General features: G+C 66.3%; 12 protein-coding genes. 3 read left to right on the top strand and 9 right to left on the bottom strand.

Going from position 1 to position 22,999, the window contains the following annotated elements; translation table 11 throughout:
- Positions 1-120: 120 nt before the first annotated feature.
- The 4 genes from HU751_RS03875 to HU751_RS03890 all read right to left on the bottom strand — a co-directional run bounded on the left by HU751_RS03875 (position 121) and on the right by HU751_RS03890 (position 2,789).
- Positions 121-591, bottom strand: a complete 471-nt coding sequence (locus tag HU751_RS03875) for an arsenate reductase ArsC (RefSeq protein WP_186732575.1) — start codon at positions 589-591, stop codon at positions 121-123.
- Between the two features lie 15 nt (positions 592-606).
- Complete coding sequence (locus HU751_RS03880; RefSeq protein ID WP_186732574.1) at positions 607-1,890, bottom strand: arsenic transporter; 1,284 nt, start codon at positions 1,888-1,890, stop codon at positions 607-609.
- A gap of 22 nt (positions 1,891-1,912) precedes the next feature.
- Complete coding sequence (locus HU751_RS03885) at positions 1,913-2,257, bottom strand: metalloregulator ArsR/SmtB family transcription factor (protein WP_186713469.1); 345 nt, start codon at positions 2,255-2,257, stop codon at positions 1,913-1,915.
- A 151-nt stretch (positions 2,258-2,408) separates the two neighbouring features.
- Positions 2,409-2,789, bottom strand: coding sequence for a hypothetical protein (locus HU751_RS03890; protein WP_186732573.1), 381 nt, complete (start codon positions 2,787-2,789; stop codon positions 2,409-2,411).
- A gap of 293 nt (positions 2,790-3,082) precedes the next feature.
- Between HU751_RS03890 and HU751_RS03895 the strand changes: the two genes are divergently transcribed.
- Positions 3,083-4,741: a colicin-like pore-forming protein gene (locus HU751_RS03895; RefSeq protein WP_186713467.1), complete on the top strand. Its 1,659-nt coding sequence runs from the start codon at positions 3,083-3,085 to the stop codon at positions 4,739-4,741.
- A 21-nt stretch (positions 4,742-4,762) separates the two neighbouring features.
- On the opposite strand, the gene HU751_RS03900 is transcribed toward HU751_RS03895, so the two are convergent.
- Positions 4,763-5,095 (bottom strand): colicin E1 family microcin immunity protein, encoded by a 333-nt coding sequence (locus HU751_RS03900; protein ID WP_186713466.1) that lies wholly within the window; start codon positions 5,093-5,095, stop codon positions 4,763-4,765.
- A 298-nt stretch (positions 5,096-5,393) separates the two neighbouring features.
- Here HU751_RS03900 and HU751_RS03905 point away from each other — a divergent pair, with 298 nt between their 5' ends.
- Positions 5,394-6,146, top strand: coding sequence for a FecR domain-containing protein (locus tag HU751_RS03905; protein ID WP_225933277.1), 753 nt, complete (start codon positions 5,394-5,396; stop codon positions 6,144-6,146).
- A 68-nt stretch (positions 6,147-6,214) separates the two neighbouring features.
- On the opposite strand, the gene HU751_RS03910 is transcribed toward HU751_RS03905, so the two are convergent.
- The 4 genes from HU751_RS03910 to HU751_RS03925 all read right to left on the bottom strand — a co-directional run bounded on the left by HU751_RS03910 (position 6,215) and on the right by HU751_RS03925 (position 11,467).
- Positions 6,215-6,823 carry a hypothetical protein gene (locus HU751_RS03910; protein WP_186732571.1) on the bottom strand — a complete coding sequence of 203 codons (609 nt, stop codon included), beginning with the start codon at positions 6,821-6,823 and terminating at the stop codon, positions 6,215-6,217.
- 233 nt (positions 6,824-7,056) lie between these two features.
- On the bottom strand, positions 7,057-8,385 hold the full coding sequence (locus HU751_RS03915; RefSeq protein ID WP_186732570.1) for a TolC family outer membrane protein: 1,329 nt from the start codon (positions 8,383-8,385) through the stop codon (positions 7,057-7,059).
- Position 8,386: 1 nt separating this feature from the next.
- Complete coding sequence (locus HU751_RS03920; RefSeq protein WP_186732569.1) at positions 8,387-9,724, bottom strand: HlyD family type I secretion periplasmic adaptor subunit; 1,338 nt, start codon at positions 9,722-9,724, stop codon at positions 8,387-8,389.
- Between the two features lie 6 nt (positions 9,725-9,730).
- On the bottom strand, positions 9,731-11,467 hold the full coding sequence (locus tag HU751_RS03925) for a type I secretion system permease/ATPase (RefSeq protein WP_186732568.1): 1,737 nt from the start codon (positions 11,465-11,467) through the stop codon (positions 9,731-9,733).
- A gap of 658 nt (positions 11,468-12,125) precedes the next feature.
- Between HU751_RS03925 and HU751_RS03930 the strand changes: the two genes are divergently transcribed.
- Complete coding sequence (locus HU751_RS03930) at positions 12,126-22,952, top strand: peroxidase family protein (RefSeq protein WP_186732567.1); 10,827 nt, start codon at positions 12,126-12,128, stop codon at positions 22,950-22,952.
- Positions 22,953-22,999 lie beyond the last annotated feature (47 nt).

Below are 22,999 nucleotides of genomic sequence, written 5' to 3' on the forward strand. Positions count from 1 at the left end.
GCTTCCTCCCCCCGTTTCGCCTTGTCTGGCCTTCGCGCAGACACATTTCGTACAGACCCTAGATTGCCATTTTCCCTGGGGTTCGACGAGCGTGTTGCAGCGCCTCGAAAGGACCAGCCCTCAAAGCCTGCCGATCTTCTCCAGCTCAACCCCAAGCTGATCGCGCCCGAGGCGGTCCAGGGGCAGGGCGAGGAACGCCCGGCAGCGCCGTTCGATATGCGCCAGGGTGGCGCGGAAGGCGGCGTCGATGGCCTGCTCGTCGCCCACCACCTCGGACGGGTCCGCCAGCCCCCAGTGGCACTTCAGCGCCGGGCCGAAGTACACCGGGCAGGTTTCTCCGGCGGCCTTGTCGCACACGGTGATGACGATGTCCGGCGGGTTGTGCGCGAAGGCGTCGTTGCCTTTGCTGCTCAGCCCCTCGATGGCGATGCCGGCCTGCTGCAGGGCGCTCAGGCTGCGCGGCAGCACCTGGCCCCTTGGAAAGCTGCCGGCGCTCACAGCCTGCAAGCCCGGCGGCGCCAGGTGGTTGAACAGGGCTTCGCTGAGGATGCTGCGGCAACTGTTGGCCGTGCACATGAACAGGACTCGCATGGGGCGCTCCGGGTATCAAAGGCTCAGGCGCAAGGCCAGGGCCGAGAGGGTGATCAACAGGACCGGCAGGGTCAGCAGGATGCCGACCTTGAAGTAGTAGCCCCAGGTGATGCGCATGCCCTTGCGTTCCAGCACGTGCAGCCAGAGCAGGGTGGCGAGGCTGCCGATGGGGGTGATCTTGGGGCCCAGGTCGCAGCCGATGACGTTGGCGTAGATCATCGCTTCGCGCACCAGGCCCTGGGCATCGCTGGCCTGGATCGACAGGGCGCCGATGAGCACGCTGGGCATGTTGTTCATCACCGACGACAGCAAGGCGGCGAGCAGGCCGGTGCCGAGGGTGGCGCTCCACAGGCCGTGCGCGGCCAGGCGGTCGAGCAGTTGCGTGAGCAGGTCGGTGAGGCCGGCGTTCTTCAGGCCGTACACCACCAGGTACATGCCCAGCGAGAAGATCACCACCTGCCAGGGCGCCTCGCGCAGCACGCGGCGGGTGGAGATGCGATGGCCGCGGGCGGCGACGGCGAACAGCATCGCCGCGCACACCGCCGCCACCGCGCTGACCGGCACGCCCAACGGTTCAAGGGCGAACAGCCCGACCAGCAGCACCACCAGCATCCAGCCGCCGACCACGAAGGTGGCGCGGTCATGGATCGCCGCCTCGGGGGCCTTGAGCGCATCGAGGGTGTAGTGACGGGGCAGGTCGCGGCGGAAGAACAGCCACAGCACGCCGAGGGTGGCGGCGACGCTGACCAGGTTCACCGGGACCATCACTGCGGCGTACTCGCCGAAGCCCAGGCCGAAATAGTCTGCCGAGACGATATTGACCAGGTTCGACACCACCAGCGGCAGGCTCGCGGTGTCGGCGATGAAGCCGGCGGCCATGACGAACGCCAGGGTCGTGGCGGCCGAGAAGCGCAAGGCCAGCAGCATCGACATGACGATGGGGGTGAGGATCAGCGCGGCGCCGTCGTTGGCGAACAGTGCCGACACCGCCGCGCCCAGCAGCACGCAGAAGGCGAACAGCCGGTAGCCGCTGCCATTGGCCCAGCGCGCCACATGCAGGGCGGCCCATTCGAAGAAGCCGGCTTCATCGAGCAGCAGACTGATGATAATGATGGCGATGAAGGTGGCCGTGGCGTTCCAGACGATGGCCCAGACCGCCGGGATGTCCTGCAGCGAGACCGCACCAACGGCCAGGGCGATCAGCGCGCCGAGTGCCGCGCTCCAGCCCACGCCCAGGCCACGGGGTTGCCAGATCACCAGCACCAGGGTGAAGACGAATACCGCGATCGCGATCAGCATGGGTGTTTTCCGGGGGGCAGGTTCAGCAGCAGGCGGCGCGTTGCGGGCGGCCGTCCATGTGCTGCAGGCGGGTGGTGTTGTCGTGCAGCCAGGCTTCGTTGGCCCGCAGGGTCAGCTGCAGCAGGTCATGTACCCAGGCGGGGAGCTGCGGGGCGAGGCGGTAGTACACCCACTGGCCCTGGCGGCGGTCCTGCAACAGGCCGCAGTTGCGCAGTTGAGCCAGGTGGCGGCTGATCTTCGGCTGGCTGTCACCGAGGGCGCACATCAACTCGCAGACGCACAGCTCGCCCGACTGGGCGATCAGCAAGGTGGCACGGGCGCGGGTCTCGTCGGCGAGGCATTTGAATACCTCGGGGGGCGTGAGCATAGTGATGGCCTATACATATGGAAAATCGAATATACGAATTTTCATATGTATCGCGCAACCCTATCGCGGGGCAAGCCCGCTCCCACGCTGTGCAAGCTAAATCAGCAAGTTATGTTTTGTTCCAGAGGGAAGCAGGCAGCGCATGGACTGTTCAGCGGCGATAGTAGCGGTGGTCGTCGTCATAGCGATGTCGCAGGGCGCGTTCGTGATGGCGCTCCCAGTAGCGCTGCCGTTCCATTTCCCGGCGGTGCTGCTCCCGGCGCCATTGTTCGCGGCGCCACTGTTCCCGACGCCAGTCGTCGCGGTGATCGTGCCAGCGCTCGTCATGTCGGTAGCGATCGTCATGGGCTAGCAGGGGCGCCGAGGGCGTGCTGGCCAGGCTTGGCCAAGGGTTTTCGCTGGCCTGGCGGTCCGCCAGGTCGAGGGTGTGGGCGGGAGGTGTCGAAGTCTTCATCGGTGTGGCGGATGCCGAGCCTGCGGCCGCGAGTGCGAACAGGCCAACGAGCAGCATGCATGGGGCAGGGAATTTCATGAGTGAAGACAACCTCTGATTGGCAGTTGAGCGTGCGTTTGGTGGCTGTGAAACCACCGTGGAACGCACTCACCCAATAGACCGGTAAAACAAAAAAAGTTCTGCCGGGCCGGTACCGGCGTAGTCGACGAATTCGACGCGTTACGCTGACAGGGCGGGAATGTATTGGTCAGAAATATGCGCTAATGCATTTATTGTTATTGCATAAATGCATGCAAATGCATAGAATATCTACCTGACGGCAAGCCACATGGCACGCCGGCAGGTATCAGTTTTAGCAAGGAGCAGTACCGATGGCACAAAAAGGATATACAGAACTGCAACCCCTGGTGATCGTTCCGGATCGCGTACAGACCTACGGGCCTGGCGGTGGCGGCGGTTATGTCGGCAACGCCGGAGGGTGGGGATTGCAAGAGGGACCGCGCCGAGGCGAGGGCTCGGGCGGCACGATTCGCGACATCGCCACGCCGAACGTGATGTCCGAGTTCATGAACGAGCAGATCGCCAACCAGGCCGTGATCGATACCGAGTACACCGCTCGTTTCAAGACCCTGACCGCCGACACCGAACGTGAGCTGGAGCAGAACAAACTGGCGGCCAAGGCAGGCCAGGCACTGACCCCGGCCCAGGCGGCTGCGGCCGAACAGCAGGCGGCGGTGAAGTTGATCGAGGCGAAGAAGGCCCAGTACATCACTATTGCCCCCAAGATGTATGGCATGTACGGCCAGAGTCCGTACTTCCTCATGGAAGTACTGCCGCAGCAGATGATGCGTGAGCTTCTCAACTCCCGAAAAATGACCCCCGACAGCCTGATGAAGCTTTGGGCCTTGTATGACGATGTCTACAAGTCGGCACTGGAGGTCAAGGCACTGTCGATGGCCGTGGGCGTGGTGGCGGGTAAGCTGGCAGGGCTGGCGCAGCAGCGTGACCGACTCGAGGCACAGGCGGTACCCAGCGAGGCGCAGCAGGAACAACGCCTGGCGCTGATCGCCCAGGAACGGGATATTCATTTCCAGCAACTGCCGGAGTTCCTGCAGAACGAAGTGATCAAGGCCGCTGGCAGCGTGGCGAGCATGTCCACGGCCCAGGCGTTGAACCACTACAAGGCGCTCATGGAGGGCATGGCCGCAGCCAAACTGGCCGCCGTCGGGCCCATCGTGGCACCACCGCCTTACAGCCGGGGCGGCATCACCATCCGCTTCTCGCCGAACAACCCGAAGATCAACGCACCGTTGAGCAAGCCTGAGCTGGAGGCGTTGAATGAACTGGTCTTCCTGCAGAACAACACCGAGATCGGCCGCAAATGGCTGAGCTACCATGACGCCCTGCTCAAGAAGGAGTCGGCGCGCCAGCTGAATGAAACGGCGGCAGCCATGGGCGGCCTGGCAGAGCGCGCCGGTGATGCCGACCAGATCAAGGATGCGGTCAAGTTCACCGCCGACTTCTACAAGGACCTGACCGCCAAGTTCGGTGACAAGGCATCTGCGCTGGCCAAGGAGCTGGCCGACAAGGCCCAGGGCAAGCGGATTCGCAACGCCCAGGAGGCGCTCAAGGCGTTCGACCAGTACAAGGACATCCTCGACAAGAAATTCAGCGCCAAGGACCGTCAAGCCATTGCCAATGCCCTCGAGGCCTTGGACAAGGAGCGCATGGCCAAGGACCTGGCCCGCTTCAGCAAGGCCTTTGGCTCGGTGGGCAATGTGATGGACTTCGTCGACCTGGCCACTGAAGCCCGCAAGGCGACCCAGACCGGCAACTGGACCCCGTTCTTCGTCAAGGCCGAAACCATCCTGGCGGGCAAGGCGGCCACGGCGGCGGTTGCGGTGATGTTCGGCATGTTGACCGGAGCGTCACTGGGGATCGTCGGTTTTGCCCTGGTGATGGCGATCACCAGCGCGCTGGTGACGGATGAGCGGGTGGCCAAGCTCAACGCGTTCATCATGGCGCTGTAAGGTGGGTTGGGCTGAGTGCGCTCAGCCCTTGGCGAACAGCCGGTAGAGCAGGTAGGCAGTACCCAGGGGGATGGCGAACAGCATGCACAGGAAGGACAAAAGGGCATTGAGGCCCGGGCTGTTCACATCCTCGCTGAAAAAGCCCCTGGTCCAGATTCGACGGCCGGCCAGCCGGTACGCACAAGCCTGCACCAGGTATCTGGCGAAGGGGTAGAGCAGGGTGCTGAGCACCATGAACAATACCCACCCAGGCGATTGGTAGAAGGCGTCACCGCTGGCGGACCAGGCGATACTGACCGCCAGCAGGTACAGGCAAGCCATTGCCAGGTGGCGGGTGAAATACTGTCGATCCATGTGGTACTCATCACGTACAGGCGTTGGCGCATTTCTGCGCCAACGCCTGTTTATGTTCGGGCAGGGGGCATCATTGCAGAATTGTGGGTTTCGATGAACCCATCCAGCTGATGGCCATGGCTATGCCTGCGAAGGACTGAACTGGCTGAAAATAAATGATAAGTATTATCATACATGTATTTCGCCTGCCTCCGGAGAGCCGCCGCATGCCTTCAACCAACCAGGGACTGACAGCCAATGTGGGGCGCGAGGCCACGCTTGAGGTCTGCAGGTATCGTTGCTGCGTGGTCTGTTGCTGATGAAGCCGGGCGTGGCGGATGAGCGGTGGCCCGGGGCACGCCTCCAGTTATCGCGAAGAACACTACTTGGTGGCCTGGCCATGGGGGGCGTGCTTGCCGCCACTGGCTATGGCGTTGATCCGCTTAGTCTGAAGCCAGCCCTGTTCAGTGACTGCGCCACTGGCACGGGACAACGACGTGGCTGGCGACTGGCACCGGGCCTTTCGGTGCTACTGGACAGCCGCAGTGCGCTGGACAGCGTTGGCCGCGCCGTGACCTTGCAACATGGGCGGGTGCTGCTGGAGGTGACACAGGGCGCAGGTGTCAGCCTGCGAACCACCCAGGTACGGATCATGCCGGGGCAGACGGCACGCTTGATCGTCCAGCAACAGGCGTCCGCCACCCTGGTGCAGATGCTCGATGGCATGGCATCCATCGCATGGGGTTCGGCCGCTCCGTTGATACTGGGCGCCGGTTGGCAGCAATTGTTCGGCGACACGGGCAGCGCCCCGAGGGTTGCATTGCCAGATGGGGCCGGCGCCTGGACTCACGGACACCTGGTGGCCGAGCGCATGCCCCTGGCCGAGGTGCTGGAGGAACTCGACAACTATCGCCCCGGCGTGCTCAGGTGCGACCCGCGGGTCGCGGGATTGCAGGTCAGCAGATCCTTGTCCCTTGACCAGCCGGACGACAGCCTGGCTCTGCTGAGCGAAGTGCTGCCGGTCCGGGTCCAGCGGGTGCTGGGGTTCTGGGTCAACGTGGTGCCGGCCTGAGCCTGCCGGTTTCCACTTGCGGGACAGTGTGCGGCCGGGACTTGCAACGCGCCGCACGCGTCAGTCACTCACTTCACCTGGCCGTTGTACACCACGGTCGCGGCGCCATCCTTCTTGATGGTCAGCTTGTTGCCCTCGGCCATGCTTTCGACCATTTCCGAACAGCCGTCCACCTCGGCCTTGCCATCCACGTACTCGCCGCTGGTGTCGAAGCTGAAGACATAGGTGGACGCTGGGCAGGCATTGCCGCCTTCGCCCGTGGACACCACCAGCACATAACGGTTGGGGCCGAAGGCGTAGGCTTTCTCGATGGCGACGTAGCCGGTGCTTTCGGCGTCTGTGACGATGGACTCCATGACATTCATCACGCCTGCCCGGGACTGGTAGTTCAACGCGGTGCCCAGTTCCATGCTCTGGACGCTGAACGGACCGGCGCCTTCGTCGCTGATCGGCAGCGGTGCATAGGCGATGCTTGGCGCCAGCGGCGCGGTGACGGCGGGCTTGGCCAGTAGCGCGGCCTGAGGCTGCGGGTTGACGCACTGGCCGCTTTCACAGATGCGCTCACCCTTGCAGTCGGTGTCCTTGGCGCATTGGCCGGACACCGCGGAGGGCTGTTCGGCCTTGTCGCAGCCGGCGATGGCCAGGGTGAGGAGGGTGAGGGCAAGCAGTCGCTTCATCAGCGAAGTCCTTTTCATGGATGAGGGCTGCGTAGTATCGCCAATCCGTTGGCGGATGTCGTGGGGCTGAACCTAGTGTGGTGTTTCACAAATAACGACCATAACTCGCGGCGCTTTTTGCGCTCATGCGGCGTTGTCGCTCCTCGCCGTAGCTGGGCTACGACTCGTCGCGACGCCTTGCCTGAGCGCAAAAATCGCTCGCGAGTTATTGGTCGTATTTGCAAAACACCACACTAGTTATTCACCAACAACTCCGGCCCCAGATACCGGTTGATCTGGTCGATGTCATCATCCCCCAGGCTGCCCACCGCCGAGGCCAGGCGCAGGCGTGACATCAGGTAGCGCAGCTTGGCCTCGAACAGGTCATGCCGTGCCACGAACAGCAGCTCCTCGGCGTCGAGCACATCGGCGTTGGTGCTGGTGCCGCCGGCACTGAAGCCCTTGCGTGCCGACAGCAGCGAGCGTTCGTTGGAGGCCACCGCCTTTTCCAGCGCGTGCACGCGCAGGGCGCCGCTTTGCACGCCACGAAACTCGCGGGTGGTGCCGGTGATGACTTCCTGTCGCGTGGCATCCAGTTCGTCCAGGGCCTTGGCGCTGTTGGCGCTGGCCTGGCGGCTCAGCGCACTGACGCCGCCGCCGCTGTAAAGCGGAATGTTCAGCTCCAGGCCGATCGAGCTGTAGTGGTTGCGCTGGTTCAGCTCGGAGATCGACTGGCTCTTGCCGGCGGTGTAGCCGGCGACGAAGTCCAGGGTTGGCCAGTGGCCGGCCTTGGCGCGCTTGACCTCTTCCTCGGCCAGCGCGTAGCTGTGCCGGCGCGCCTGGATCACCGGGCTGTCGGCCTGGGCCCTGGCCAGCCAGTCGCGCAGGTTGTCCGGCAGCAGCGGCGGGGTGGCGAAGTCCGCCTGCAGGGTGGTCAGCGACACGGGTGTCTCGCCGATGTACTCGGCCAGCTTGCGGCTGGCGTTGGCCAGGTTGTCCTGGGCCTCGATCAGTTCGGCCTCGGCGAGGTCACGGCGGGCCAGGGACTCGTCGATGTCGGTGATGGTGCCGGCCCCCAGTTGCATGCGTCGCCTGGCTGAGTTGAGCTGCTCTTCGAAGGCACCGAGCTTGGCCCGGGCCAGGCTGATGGTCTCGCTGGCCAGGAGCACGTCGAAGTAGCTGTCGGCCAGGCGCACGGCGGCGTCCTGGCTCTTGGCGTCGAACACCGCCACGCTGTAGTCGGCGCGTTGCTGGCCCTGGCGGTATTCGGCCATCTTCTGCTTGTTGAACAGCGGCTGGCGCAGGCGCAGGTTGGCGCCGGTGGCGTCATAGTCGAGGTCGTTGTCGATGCCGTGCTGGCGCTGGCTGCCGTCGATGCGGTTGGCGTAGGCCGAGGCGTTGACCTGCGGCAGCAGGCCGGCCTGGCCGATGGCGCGGTTTTCCAGACCGGCCTGCTGTTCATGCACCGCGGCGCGGTAGATCGGCCCCTGGTACTGCAGCAGGTCCCAGGCTTGCTTGAGGTCCATGGCGCCTGCTGGCGACGCCAGCGCCAGCAGGCACAGGCCAAGGCAGTGGCGGTTCATCTCATTGCTCCTTGAACGCGGCGTCGACGCGTTCGAGCAGGGGCTTGAGCAGGTAGCTCAGCAGGTTGCGCTCGCCGGTCTTGATGGTGACGGTGGCGGGCATGCCGGGGCGGATATGGTTGCTGCCGAGCAGGGCCATGCCATCGGCCGTGACCTCCACCTGGGCCAGGTAGAACGGCTGCTTGCTTTCCTCGTCGAGCAGGCGATCGGCGGAGACGGTCAGCACGCGCCCGGGAATGTTCGGCGTGCTGGCGTGGTTGAAGGCGGGGAAGGCGATGTCCACGGCCAGGCCCGGGGCCATGCGGTCGATGGCCTGCACCGGGATCATCGCGTCGACCTGCAGCGGTTCGTCGAGCGGGACGACCTCCATGATCCGGCTGCCGGGCTGGACCACCCCGCCGACGGTGGCGATGCTCAAGGCCTGGACCATGCCGTCGATGGGCGCGCGGATGATCGTATGGGTCACTTCGTAGTCCAGGGCGCGCAGGCGATCGGCCAGGGTGGTGCTTTCCTTGGCGGTGTCGGTCAGCTGCGACTGCACCTCCTTGAGGTAGTCGTGGCGGCGCTGCAGGACGCGCAGCCTGAGCTCGTTGATCTGGCTGCGCACCCGGGCGATGTTGTTGAGGTTCTCGGCCTGGCCGGCGGAGAGGTCGGCGTTGCTGCGCTCAAGCTCCAGCAGGCGGTTGCGCGGCACGTAGCCTTCGGCCGCGAGCATGCGCGTGCCTTGCAGCTCCTGGCCGAGGAAGCCGATCTGCGAGGCGCGGGCGCCATACACCTGCTGCAGGCCCTTGAGCTGCACCGCCGAGGCGGCGAGGTTCTCCTCGAGGATGCCGATCTCGCCGGCCAGGCCCGCGCGGCGGGTCGCCAGCAGGTGCTGTTGCAGGTCCATGGCCGCCAGCAGCCGCGGATCGTCTGCGAACTGGCGTAGCAGGGCAGGGGCGAAGGTCACCGTGTCGTGGCCGTCGCGCTCGGCCTCCAGGCGGTTCTCCACGGTCTTGCTGACAATGTACTGGGCGCTGACCGCGCCTTGCTCGGCCACCGCATGCAGGGCGTCGAGGCGTACCAGCGCCTGGCCTTTGTTCACCCGCTCGCCCTCGTGCACCAGGATCGCTTCGACGGTGCCGCCGGTCAGGTGCTGCACGGCCTTGCGGTTGCTGGTGACCTTGACCGTGCCGGTGGCGACCACGCCGGCGTCCAGGGGCGCCAGCCATGACCACAGGAGGAAACCGCCGAAGCCGGCGAGCACCAGCCAAAGGCCCCAGCGCACGGGTTTGCCGACGTCGAGGTCGATCGAGGTGCCGTCGCTGGGCAGCAGTTCGGTGTGCGTGGAATGGATCATGATCGGTCACTCCCGTACCTTGACGGCGGCCAGCGGGGTCGCGGCGCCAGCGGGGATCACGCTGGCCGTGCGCAGGGCGGCGAACACTTCTTCACGGCTGCCGAGCATCTGCACGGCGCCGTCGCGCAGCATCAGCACCTTGTCGACGGCGCAGAGCACGTTGGGGCGGTGCGAGATCAGCACCACCGTGGCGCCGCGGCCCTTGAGCTCGGCGAGGGCGTCGACCAGGGCCTTCTCGCCGAGGTCGTCGAGGTTGGCGTTCGGCTCGTCCAGCACGATCAGGTTGGGCTCGCCGTACAGCGCGCGGGCCAGGGCGATACGCTGCTTCTGGCCGCCGGACAGCGGGCCGCCGTCGCTGTCCAGGCGGGTGTCGTAGCCCTGGGCAAAGCGCAGGATCATGTCGTGCACGCCGGCGCTCCTGGCGGCGCGAATCACTGCCTCGCTGTCCACTTCGGCGAAGCGGGCGATGTTGTCGGCGATGCTGCCTTCGAACAGCTCGACATCCTGGGGCAGGTAGCCGAGCCAGGGGCCCAGTTCGCGCTTGTTCCAGGTGAAGATGTCGGCGCCGTCCAGGCGTACCTTGCCAGCCTGTGCCGGCCACACCCCGACCAGCAACCGCGCCAGGGTCGACTTGCCCGAGGCGGACGGGCCGATCACCCCGAGGCTTTCACCCGGGGTCAGGCCCAGGCTGACGCCTCGCAGGATGGTACTGCTGGTGCCGGGCGCGCCGGCATAGACGTTCTCCACCGCCAGCATGCCCAGCGGCCGTTGCAGCGACATGCTCGGCGGGCGCTGCGGATAGTCCTGCAGCAAGCCGTTGAGCCGCCCCCAGGCCAGGCGGCAACCGAGCAGTGGCTTCCACGCGGCGATCACTTGCTCCACCGGGCCCAGGGCCCGGCCAGTCAGAATCGAGCAGGCGATCATCATGCCCGGGGTGATCTTGCCCTCGATCGCCAGCAGGGCCCCGGTGCCGAGGATCAGCGACTGCAGGGTGATACGCACGAAGCGCCCGATGCTGCCGATGACGGCGGCGCGGTCGGAGGCCAGGGTCTGCATCTGCAGGATGCGCAGGTGGCTCTGGAACCAGCGCTGGCTGATCGACGGCAGCATGCCCATGGCCTCGATCACCTCGGCGTTGCGCAGGTTGTTGTTGGCGTAATGGGCGCAGGCGAGGGCGGCGTGGTTGGCCTCGCCCAGGGGCTGCTTGGTGGCCTTTTCGGTGAGCCAGGCCAGGGCCGCGAGGATCAGCGAGCCGCCCAGCGTGACCAGGCCGAGCAGCGGGTGGATCAGGTAGGCGACGAGCAGGTAGATCGGTGTCCAGGGCGCGTCGAAGAAGGCGAACAGGCCGTTGCCGGTGAGGAACTGACGCACCTGCGCCAGGTCCTGCAGGGCCTGGCCGGGGCTGCCGCCGGCACGGCTGAGGTTGCGCTCGAAGGCGGCGCTGAACAGGCGCCGGTTCAGCGCCATGTCCAGGCGGTTGCCGACCCGCACCAGCACCCGGCTGCGCAGCATCTCCAGGGTGGTCATCAGCAGGAACAGCCCCACCACCAGCACCGTCAGCATGCCCAGGGTGGTGAGGTTGCGGCTGACCAGCGCGCGGTCGTACACCTGCAGCATGTACACGGCGGGCGTCAACATCATGACGTTTATCACCCCGCTGAACACCGCCAGGGCATAGAAACTGCGTCGCAGTTGAAACAGTGCCTCGGCCAGCTCGGAGCGGGTGCCTGTCTGCCTGGTCATCGGGGGAGCCTCCCTCTGCGCAAAATGCCGACCGCCGTTGCGGTGGTCGGGCTAAAAGCCTTGTGGTTGCTGGCCTGCAGAAGGTTTTGTCGCTCTTTTGGCGGGTTATTCCGAATACGTTGCAGGGAGCCCACTAGCAGCAGAGTAGGTTGTGTAGAAATATCTTGTAATATCTTTTTGCTCTATATGTTCCTTCAAGTTCCTATTAAAAACAGTGGCTTGAGAAGCATTATCGATGCGAGGTATTTTTTGCTGACGAAATATTGACAAGATTTTGCCGCGCAACTTTAGTCTTAATCAGTTCGTGGGAACTTTCGCCGCAGGCCTGCTGTCGCCCCGACCCCTCGCGAATCCTTGTCGACATTCCTGTGGGAGCAGAACATGACTCGTCTCCTGTTCTTGTACCGAGTGAATGGGCTCTACAGGACGTTCCCCTGCCATTCGAGAAACCATGGCCCGCCCCGGGCCCGGGAGCGCCGCGCCTGAGCGACGGCGAGCCCTGAACCTTCGCGAATCCGAGGCACGTAGCCCGCATGACGGGTAACGCTGTCGCGCGCCTGTATTCGCCATAAAAAAACCAACCGCATGACCGTGCACGCCACCGACCGGGCGCGACGGGCGCCTGCGCCTCGCTCCCGACAGACAGAGGTCAGCCATCATGGCCAATTTCAGCAAGTCCGACCTGCAATTCATCCTCCAGCAGATCTTCATCGCCGAGGCCCACGCCCAGGGCGCCAGCCTCATCGACCTGCTGCCCAACAGCCAGGTGCCGTTCGGCCTGCGCACCGTCGACGGCAGCTACAACAACCTGGTGACCGGGCAGAGCGAGTTCGGCGCCTCGGACAACGCCTTCCTGCGCCTGATGGATGCCCAGTACCGGGCGGCGTATGCCGGCACCGGCACGGTGAGCGACAGCCAGCCGCGCACCATCAGCAACCTGATCGTCGACCAGACCGCCAACAACCCGGCCGCGGTCGATGCCAACGGCGGCGCCGCTCCGGTGCTCAGCCCCGGCATCGACGGGGTGTTCGGCACCGCCGATGACAAAGAGGTGTTCTTCATCCCCAACCAGTCGCCGGACGCCGGCCTGACCGCCGGCTTCAACGCCTGGATGACCTTCTTCGGCCAGTTCTTCGACCATGGCCTGGACCTGGTCACCAAGAGCAGCAGCCAGATGGTGTTCATCCCGCTGCAACCGGACGACCCGCTGTACGTGGCCAACAGCCCGACCAACTTCATGGTGCTGCCACGCGCGGTACGCAGTGCCGGTGCCGATGGCGTGGTCGGTACCGCCGACGATGGCCAGACCAACACCACCTCGCCCTTCGTCGACCAGAGCCAGACCTACAGCTCGCACCCCTCGCACCAGGTATTCCTGCGCGAGTACGCCCTCGACGCGGCCGGTCACCCGGTGGCCACCGGGCGGTTGATCACCAACCGTGACCTGGGCGCCGATGGCAAGTTCGGCACCAGCGACGATGGCAACGGCGAGAACGGCGGCATGGCCACCTGGGCCGTGGTCAAGGCCCAGGCCCGCGACATCCTCGGCATCAACCTGACCGACGCCGACGTGCACCGGGTGCCACTGCTGGCCACCGACGCCTATGGCAACTTCCTGCGCGGACCCAACGGCATGCCGCAGGTGGTGATCCGCGTGGGCAATGGCGCCGACGGCATTGCCGGTACCGCCGACGACGTCACCCAGCTGGTCGAAGGCAATCGCGCCGCGCCCATCAGCCTGGCCAATGCCGTGAGCACCGGCCATGGTTTTCTCGACGACATCGCCCACAACGCCGAGCCGGTGCTGGTCGGCGGGGTGCTGCAGGCCGATGCCGACAGTGCCGTGGGCAATGCCCAGCCCATGGGCCCGGGCGGCAACAACCTGACCTACGACAACGAACTGCTCGACGCCCACTACATCGCCGGTGACGGCCGGGTCAACGAGAACATCGGCCTGACCGCCGTGCATCACGTGTTCCACTCCGAGCACAACCGCCTGGTCCAGCAGACCAAGGACACCATCCTCGCCTCGGGCGACCTGGCGTTCCTCAACGAGTGGTTGATCGACGATGTGGCCGCCTTGCCCGCCACGCCCGCCGAGGTAGCGGCGCTGGTGTGGAATGGCGAACGCCTGTTCCAGGCGGCCAGGTTCGGCACCGAGATGCAGTACCAGCACCTGGTGTTCGAGGAGTTCGCCCGCACCATCCAGCCTCAGATCGACGAGTTCCTCGCCCCCAGTGGCTACGACACCTCGATCAACCCGGCGATCCTCGCCGAATTCGCCCATGTGGTGTACCGCTTCGGCCACTCGATGCTGACCGAGACCGTCGACCGCTTCGACCCAGCGTTCAACCCGATCCTCAGCGATCCGGACAACCCGGACCAGCAACTGGGCCTGATCGCCGCCTTCCTCAACCCGCTGGCCTTCGCCGGCAGCGGCGCCACCGCCGATGAAGCGGCCGGGGCGATCATCCGTGGCGTGACCCGCCAGCTCGGCAACGAGATCGACGAATTCGTCACCGAGGCGCTGCGCAACAACCTGCTCGGCCTGCCCCTGGACCTGCCGGCGTTGAACCTGGCCCGTGGCCGCGACACCGGCATTCCCTCGCTCAACGAGGCGCGGCGCGAGTTCTACGCCATGACCGGCGACAGCCAGCTCAAGCCCTACATCAGCTGGGTCGACTTTGCCGACCACCTCAAGCACCCCGCGTCGCTGGTCAACTTCATCGCCGCCTACGGCACTCACGCCTCGATCACCTCGGCGGCCACCCTGGCCGACAAGCGCGCCGCCGCCCTGGCCCTGGTGCTGGGCGGCAGCGGCGCGCCGTCCGACCGCCTGGACTTCCTCAACGGCAGCGGCGCCTGGGCCAACGTGACCAAGGCCGGCAAGGACGGCGTGCTGGGCACCGCGGACGACCTGAGCGGGGTGACGGTGACCGGGGTCGACGCCATCGACTTCTGGGTCGGCGGCCTGGCCGAGCAGAAGATGCCCTTCGGCGGCATGCTCGGCTCATCCTTCAACTTCGTCTTCGAGACCCAGCTGGAGGCCCTGCAGAACGGCGACCGCTTCTATTACCTGTCGCGTACCGCGGGCCTTAACTTCGGCGCGGAGCTGGAGAACAACTCGTTCGCCAAGCTGATCATGGCCAACTCCGATGTCACCCACCTGTCCAACACCGTGTTCCTCACCCCGACCTTCACCCTCGAGGTCAACCAGGCCAACCAGTTCACCGGCCTTGGCGGCGACGGTCGCGCCGACCCCACCGGAGGGATCGAGATCAACGGCGTGGAGATCGTGCCGCTGGTCATTCGCGACAACCCCGACACCGTGGGGCCGGACGGCAACTACCTGCACTACACCGGCGAGGACCATGTGGTGCTCGGCGGTACCTCGGGCGATGACATCATCCTTTCCGGCGAAGGCGACGACACGCTCTATGGCGATGGCGGCAACGACTACCTCGAGGGCGGCGCCGGCAACGATGCCGTGCTCGGTGGCGCAGGCGACGACATCATCACCGATTCGTTCGGCGACAACCGCCTGGAAGGCAACGCCGGCAACGACGTGATCGTCGCCGGCAGCATGCTCGCCGCCGGCAATCTGATCCTCGGCGGCGACGGCCAGGACTTCATCATCACCACCGAGGACATCAGCACCACCTTCGGCGGCCAGGGCGACGACTTCATCCTCGGCGCCAAGACCAACCTGCCGCCCACCGGCAACGAAGGTGACGACTGGATCGAGAAGGGCACCCAGGACGGCGCGCCGGGCGACAACTTCGCGCCGCTGCTCACCGATGAAGTGGTGGGCAACGACATCTTCGTCGGCGGTGGCGGCTTCGACGAAATGATCGGCGAGGGCGGCGACGACATCTTTGTCGGCAGCGATGCCCAGGACAAGATGGACGGCATGTCCGGCTTCGACTGGATCACCTACAAGAACGATCAGGTCGGTGTCACCGCCGACCTGAGCCTGGCCGCGCTGGCACAGCCCCATGGCAACGCGCCGAACCAGAACGCCGGGGTGTTCAACCCGGTCGGCGCCTCGCCGGCGTCGATCCTCGATCGCTTCGCCGAGGTCGAGGGACTGTCCGGTTCGCGCTTCGCCGACGTGCTCAAGGGCGACGACGTCGATGCGGTTACCATCCTCAACCATGGCGGCACCACCGGCAGCGCCCTGAGCAATGTCGCGCTCATCCGCGGCTTGGCGCAGTTCCTCGCCGACGCGGGGCTGCCGACCACGGGCTTTGCCACCGGCAACATCCTGCTGGGTGGTAATGGCAGCGACCTGATCGAGGGCCGTGGCGGCGACGACCTGATCGACGGCGACAAGTGGCTCAACGTGCGTATCGCGGTCTACGCCGCCGATGACGTCGACCACACGGGGCCAGAAATCGCCAGTTTCGACAGCATGGTCGAGATGATTCCGTTCATGCTCGACCGCACCTACAACCCCGGCCAGCTCAAGGCCATCCGGGAAATCCTGCCCGGCACCTCGACTGGTGGCGCGGCCTTCGACACTGCGGTGTTCTCCGGGGTGCAGGCCGAGTACGTGGTGACCCAGGACACCCGCGGCACCGCCGACCTGGCGGACGATGTGTGGACCGTGGCCGATACCGTGGCCGGGCGTGACGGCACCGATACCCTGCTGCACATCGAGCGCCTGCAGTTCGCCGATGCCCAGCGCGTGCTGGTGCCGGGCCTGAACGCGCAGCCGACCGGCAGCCCGAGCCTCAGTGACGGCAACGGTGGCGCGATCACCGTGGGCGATATCCTCAGCGTGAGCATGGCCGGGGTGCGCGACGGCGACAACGTCACGGCGGGCAACCCGCTGGGCACCCTGGCCAATGCCTCGGTGTCCTACTACTGGCAGTTCGAGGCCGACCCCGGTAGCGGCGTGTTCGAGGACATCATCCTGCTGCCGGCCGGCGACCTGGCGTTCCAGAGCGCCGATGGCACCGCGTTCAAGGTGTCGCCGGACCTGGTCGGCCTGTCGCTGCGGGTCAAGGCGATCTACCAGGACGCCCACGGCACCACCGAGGTGCTGTTCTCCGCGCCCACCAGCGTGGTCGAGGCCGGCGCGCCGGTGGTGCCGACCGCGCCCACGCCGGTGGTCGATGCCAGCGCGGGGGGCGAGGGCCTGCACATGGTCCGTTCCGACCTCAACTTCATCCTTGCCCAGATCAAGATCGCCGAAGCGGATGCCGCCGGGCAGGACATCCTCTCGCTGATCCCCAACATCCGCGCACCCTTGGGCCTGCGCGCGGTCGACGGTTCGAACAACAACCTGATGAACCTCAATGGCCATGACCACACCGAGTATGGCGCCGCCGACAATGTCTTCCCGCGCCTGACCGACCCGGTGTTCAATGCCGCCGAGGGCGCGCCTGCCGGGTTCTTCGGCCCCGGCTCGCCGGCCATCCCCGGCTCGTCGTACCAGCAGACCAGCGGCTACGTGTTCGACTCAGAGCCGCGCACCATCAGCAACCTGATCGTCGATCAGACCTCGAACAACCCGGCGGCCTACGCCAGCGCCTACGACCCCGGGGCCAACGGTGTGCTGGACTTCGGCACGCCGGGCAACGACGACCAGCTCAAGGACGGTGTGCGGGTGGTCGCCAGCCCAGGCATGGATGGCCAGTTCGGCACCGGCGACGACCATGATGTCTTCCTGTTCGAGAACACCTCGGCGGATGCCGGGCTGTCGGCGCCGTTCAACGCCTGGATGACCTTCTTCGGCCAGTTCTTCGACCACGGCCTGGACCTGGTCACCAAGGGCGGTTCGGGAACCATCTTCATACCTCTGCAGCCGGACGACCCGCTGTACGTGCCGGGCGGCGCCGCCAACTTCATGGTGCTGACCCGGGCCACCAACCTGCCGGGGCCGGACGGCATCCTCGGCAACGCCGACGACATCCACGAGCACACCAACACCACCACGCCGTTCGTCGACCAGAACCAGACCTACAGCTCGCACCCCTCGCACCAGGTCTTCCTGCGCGGTTACCAGCTCAGCGCCAGTGGCCCCATCGCCACCGGCCGGCTGATCACCAACCGCGACCTGGGCGCCGACGGCAAGTTCGGCACCGGTGACGACAGCGAGATCGGTGGCATGGCCACCTGGAAGGTGGTCAAGGCCCAGGCCAACGACATCCTCGGCATCCACCTGACCGACGCCGACGTCGACAACGTGCCGCTGCTGGCCACCGATGCCTACGGTAACTTCATCAAGGGGCCGCATGGCTATCCGATGGTGGTGATGAAGGGCGCCGACGGCCTGGGCGGCACCGCCGACGATGTGCTGGTCGAAGGCAACCCGCTGGCGCCGATCGACCTGGCCAACGCCGTGCGCACCGGCCACCAGTTCCTCGCCGACATCGCCCACAATGCCGTGCCGGTGTCCATCGGCGGCGTGCTGGCGCCAGATGCCGACAGCGCCACCGGCAACGCCGTGCCGGTCAACCCGCACACTGGAGCCAACCTGGCCTACGACAATGAACTGCTGGACGCCCACTACATCGCCGGCGATGGCCGGGTCAACGAGAACATCGGCCTGACCGCGGTGCATGCGATCTTCCATTCCGAGCACAACCGGCTGGTGGCGCAGACCCAGGACACCGTGCTCGACTCGGGCGACCTGGCCTTCCTCAACGAGTGGCTGCTGACCCCGGTCAGCGCCTTGCCCGCCAGCCAGGCCGAGATCGACGCCCTGGTGTGGAACGGCGAGCGGTTGTTCCAGGCGGCCAAGTTCGGCACCGAGATGCAGTACCAGCACCTGGTGTTCGAGGAGTTCGCCCGGACCATCCAGCCGCGCGTCGACCTGTTCTTCGCCCCGACCCAGGTCTACGACGTCGACCTCGATGCCTCGATCGTCGCCGAGTTCGCGCACACCGTGTACCGTTTCGGCCACTCGATGCTGACCGAAACCGTCGACCGCTTTGACATCGACTTCAAGGTGATCGGCGACCCGGCCAGCGCCAACCCCGAGCAGCAGATGGGCCTGATCGCGGCGTTCCTCAACCCGCTGGCCTACGCCGCCAGCGGCGTGACCCCCGAGGAGGCGACCAGCGCCATCGTGCGCGGGGTGACCCGCCAGGCCGGCAACGAGATCGACGAGTTCGTCACCGAGGCGCTGCGCAACAACCTGCTCGGCCTGCCGCTGGACCTGCCGGCGATCAATATCGCCCGTGGTCGCGATGTCGGCATCCCCTCGCTCAACGCCGTGCGCCGCGACATCTTCGGGCAGACCGGCGATACCCAGCTCAAGCCCTACACCAGCTGGGTCGACCTGGTGCAGCACCTCAAGCACCCGGAATCGCTGATCAACTTCATCGCCGCCTACGGCACCCACGGCTCCATCACCTCGGCCACTACCCTCGACGGCAAGCGCGCCGCGGCCCTGGCCCTGGTGTTCGGTGGCGCGGACGCGCCGTCCGACCGCCTGGACTTCCTCAACGGCAGCGGTAGCTGGGCCAACGTGACGCTGGCGGGCAAGGACGGGGTGCTGGGCACTGTCGATGACCTCAAGGGCGTGACCGTGACCGGCGTCGATGCCATCGACCTGTGGATTGGCGGCCTGGCCGAGGCCAAGACCCCGTTCGGCGGCATGCTCGGCAGCACCTTCAACTTCGTGTTCGAGAACCAGCTGGAGAAACTGCAGGACGGCGACCGCTTCTATTACCTGGAGCGCACCGCCGGCCTGTCGATGAACGCCGAGCTGGAAAGCAACTCGTTCGCCAAGCTGATCATGGCCAACACCTCGGCCACGCACCTGCCGGGCCTGGTGTTCTCCGACCCGGGGTTCTACCTGGAGCTGGACCGCAGCAAGCAGTACAACGACGGCCTGGGCAACGCCGACCCGCTCGGCGACAACGGCCAGCAGGTGGTGTTCCGCGACAGCCCGCTGACCGAAGGGCCCGACAGCAACTACATCCGTTATGCCGGTGACCAGCACATCGTGCTGGGCGGCACCCAGGGCGACGACATCCTCGTCTCCAGCGAAGGCGACGACACGGTCTGGGGCGACGGCGGCAACGACCGCATCGAAGGCGGCTACGGCAACGACCAGCTGCGCGGCGGTGCCGGCGACGACATCATCAGCGACATGGGCGGTGACGACAACATCCAGGGCGGCGACGGCAACGATGTGCTGCATGGCGGCAATGGCGTCAACCTGATCATCGGCGGCTTCGGCAACGACTTCATCGTCACCGGCGAGGATGCTTCCGAGGCCATCGGCGGCCAGGGCAACGACTTCATCCTCGGCAGCAAGGCCAACGAGCAGGACATGGGCAACGAAGGCGACGACTGGATCGAGAAGGGCACCTCGGACGGCGCCCCCGGCGACAACTTCGACCCCCTCGGCAACGACCCGGTGATCGGCAACGACGTGTTCGTCGGCGGCAACGAGAACGACAAGTTCAACGGTGAAGGCGGCGACGACATCATGGTCGGCAGCCTCGGCTTCGGCGATCGCTACATCGGCGGTTCCGGCTATGACTGGGCGACCTTCAAGGGCTTGGCCCAGGGCGTGACCGTCGACTACAGCGACCGCTTCTTCGATGTGCCGCCGGTACCGGGCTCGGGGGCTTCGGCGCTGGTGCGCTTCGACATCATGGAAGGGCTGTCGGGCTCGGCGCACGGTGACTTCCTGCGCGGCGACAACGAGGACGCCACCTCGCTGCCGACCGCCGGGGCCACCGGCAGCGTGCTCACCAACATCAGCCTGATCAACGGCCTGGCCGGGCTGCTGCCCGTCGGTGCGACCTTCTACGACGGCGGCAACATCATCCTCGGCGGCAGTGGCAGCGACCTGATCGAAGGGCGTGGCGGCGACGATATCCTCGACGGCGACAAGTGGCTGAACGTGCGCATCAGCGTGCGGGCCAACAGCGACGGCAGCGGGCCGGAGATCGCCTCGTTCGACAGCATGGAGCCGATGGTGCCGCTGATGCTCAAGGGCACCTACAACCCCGGCCAGCTGGTGATCGTGCGGGAGATCCTCAGCGGTACCGACCAGTACGACACCGCGCTGTTCTCCGGTATCGCCACGGACTACCGCATCGTCGTCGAAGGCAACACGGTGATCGTCACCGACACGGTGGTCGGACGCGACGGTGTCGATCGCCTGACCGGCATCGAGCGACTGCAGTTCGCCGACGGCGCCCAGGCTTCCGGCGTGGGCAGCGCGCTGAACAACGGCCCCAGCGGCCACCTGGCGATCGTCGACGATGCCACCGGCCTGCGCGACGACACGCCCGTGGCCGGGCAGTTGCTGCGGGTCAGCGACCTGGCGGTGCACGATGCCGACAACCAGGGCGCGAGCAACCCCAGCGGCGCGCTGAACGGGCCGGTGGCCTACTACTGGCAGGTGGAGAACATCCCCGGCACGGGCGTCTACGAGGACATCACCTTCGTCGCCGCCGGCGAGGTCTCGCGGGCGATCGGCAGCACCTACCGGGTGGCGGACGATGTCGCCGGCCTGAACATCCGCGTGCGGGCGGTGTACCAGGATGCCAAGGGCACCCTGGAGATCGTCGACTCCTCGGCCAACAGCGCGCCCAGCAGCGGACCCGCCGTGGCCGGGCTGCTGGTGCAGAACCAGGTGCTGAGCGCCAACCCGGCGACCATCGTCGACGCCGACGGCATCGGCAGCGCGCCGTTCACCTTCCAATGGCAGATGAACAACGGCGCCGGCTGGGTCGATATCGCCGGTGCCACCGCCAGTACCTTCACCCTTGGCCAGCCCCAGGTCGGCCAGCATGTCCGGGTGCAGGTGGGCTACGTGGATACCTTCGGCGTGGCCGAGCGCGCCGCCTCCGACATCCTCGGACCAGTGGCCAACGTCAACGACGCGCCGACCGGCACGGTGCTGATCAGCGACACCACGCCGGACCAGGGGCAGCTGCTGACCGCCTCGACCGCCGGCATCGCCGATCTCGACGGGCTGGGCGCCTTCAGCTTCCAGTGGCAGCAGGGCGTGGGCGGCAACTTCGTCGACATCGCCGGCGCCACCACGGCGAGCTACACCCCGGGCTTCGCCCAGGGCAACCAGCAACTGCGGGTGATCGTGCGCTACACCGACGGCTTCGGCGCCCAGGAAACTGTGACTTCCGCCGCGACCACGGCGGTGCGCCTGCTGACCGGCGTCACCCTGGTGGGCACCAACGCGGCGAACACCCTCACCGGCGGCGCCGGCAACGATGTGCTGCGCGGCCTGGGCGGCAACGACACGCTCAATGGCCTGGGCGCGGTGGACCAGCTGTTTGGTGGAGCGGGCAACGACATCCTCAACGGCGGTGACGACGGTGACTTCCTGTTCGGCGAGGACGGCAACGACACTCTCAACGGTGGCGTTGGCGCGGATGCCATGGACGGCGGCCTGGGCAACGACACCTTCGTGGTCGACAATGCCGGCGACAGTGTCGTCGAGGCGGTCGGTGGCGGTACCGACCTGGTGCAGACCAGCCTGCTCAGCTATCAGCTCGGCGCCAACGTCGAGAACCTCACCTTCACCGGCAGCGGCAACTTCACCGGCACCGGTAACGCGCTGGCCAACACCCTCACCGGCGGGGCCGGCAACGACCAGCTCAATGGCGGCGCCGGTGGTGACCGGATGGTGGGCGGTGCCGGCAACGACACCTATATCGTCGACTCCACGTCGGATGTGGTGGTCGAGGCGGGTGGCGGTGGCATCGACACCGTGCTGACCGCGCTGGCCAGCTACAGCCTGAGCGCCAACGTCGAGAACCTGACCTACACCGGCGTCGGTAATTTCGTCGGCACCGGCAACGGGCTGAACAACGTCATCACCGGCGGTGCCGGCAACGACACCCTCAGTGGCGACGGCGGCAACGATACCCTGGTCGGCAACGCCGGCAACGACACGCTCAACGGCGATGCCGGCAACGACCAGCTGATCGGTGGCCTCGGCGCCGACAGCCTGAACGGGGGCGGTGGCGACGACAGCCTTGACGGAGGGGAGGGCGATGACGCGCTCAATGGCGGTGTCGGCAACGACACGCTGCAGGCCGGGGCGGGCAACGACAACCTCGACGGTGGCGTCGGCATCGATGTGGTGGCCGGTGGCGACGGCAACGACACGGTGCTGGGCGGTGGCGGCAACGATATCGTGCAGGGCGGCAACGGCAACGACTTCGTCGATGGCGGGGCCGGCGACGACATCGTCAGCGGTGGTGCCGGCAATGACTCGCTGGTGGCCAGCGACGGCAACGATATCTTCCAGTTCGCCGCAGGCTTCGGCACCGACCAGGTGTTCGGCTTCGATGCCGCCCCGGCAGGCGGCCAGGACCGGTTGGATATCACGGCGCTGAGCATTACTGCGGCGAGCTTTGCCGTCAGTGTCAGCATTGCCGATGTAGGCGCCGATACGCTGGTCAGTTTCGGTGGGCCTGACTCCATTCGCCTGGTCGGGGTGGGGGATGCGACCAGCGTGACGGTGGCGGACTTTATCCTCGCGTCTTGAGGGAGCGTGTGCCGTTGTCGCGGGCAAGCCCGCTCCTGCAGGAGTGG

The organism is Pseudomonas peradeniyensis (assembly GCF_014268935.2).
Taxonomy (GTDB): domain Bacteria; phylum Pseudomonadota; class Gammaproteobacteria; order Pseudomonadales; family Pseudomonadaceae; genus Aquipseudomonas; species Aquipseudomonas peradeniyensis.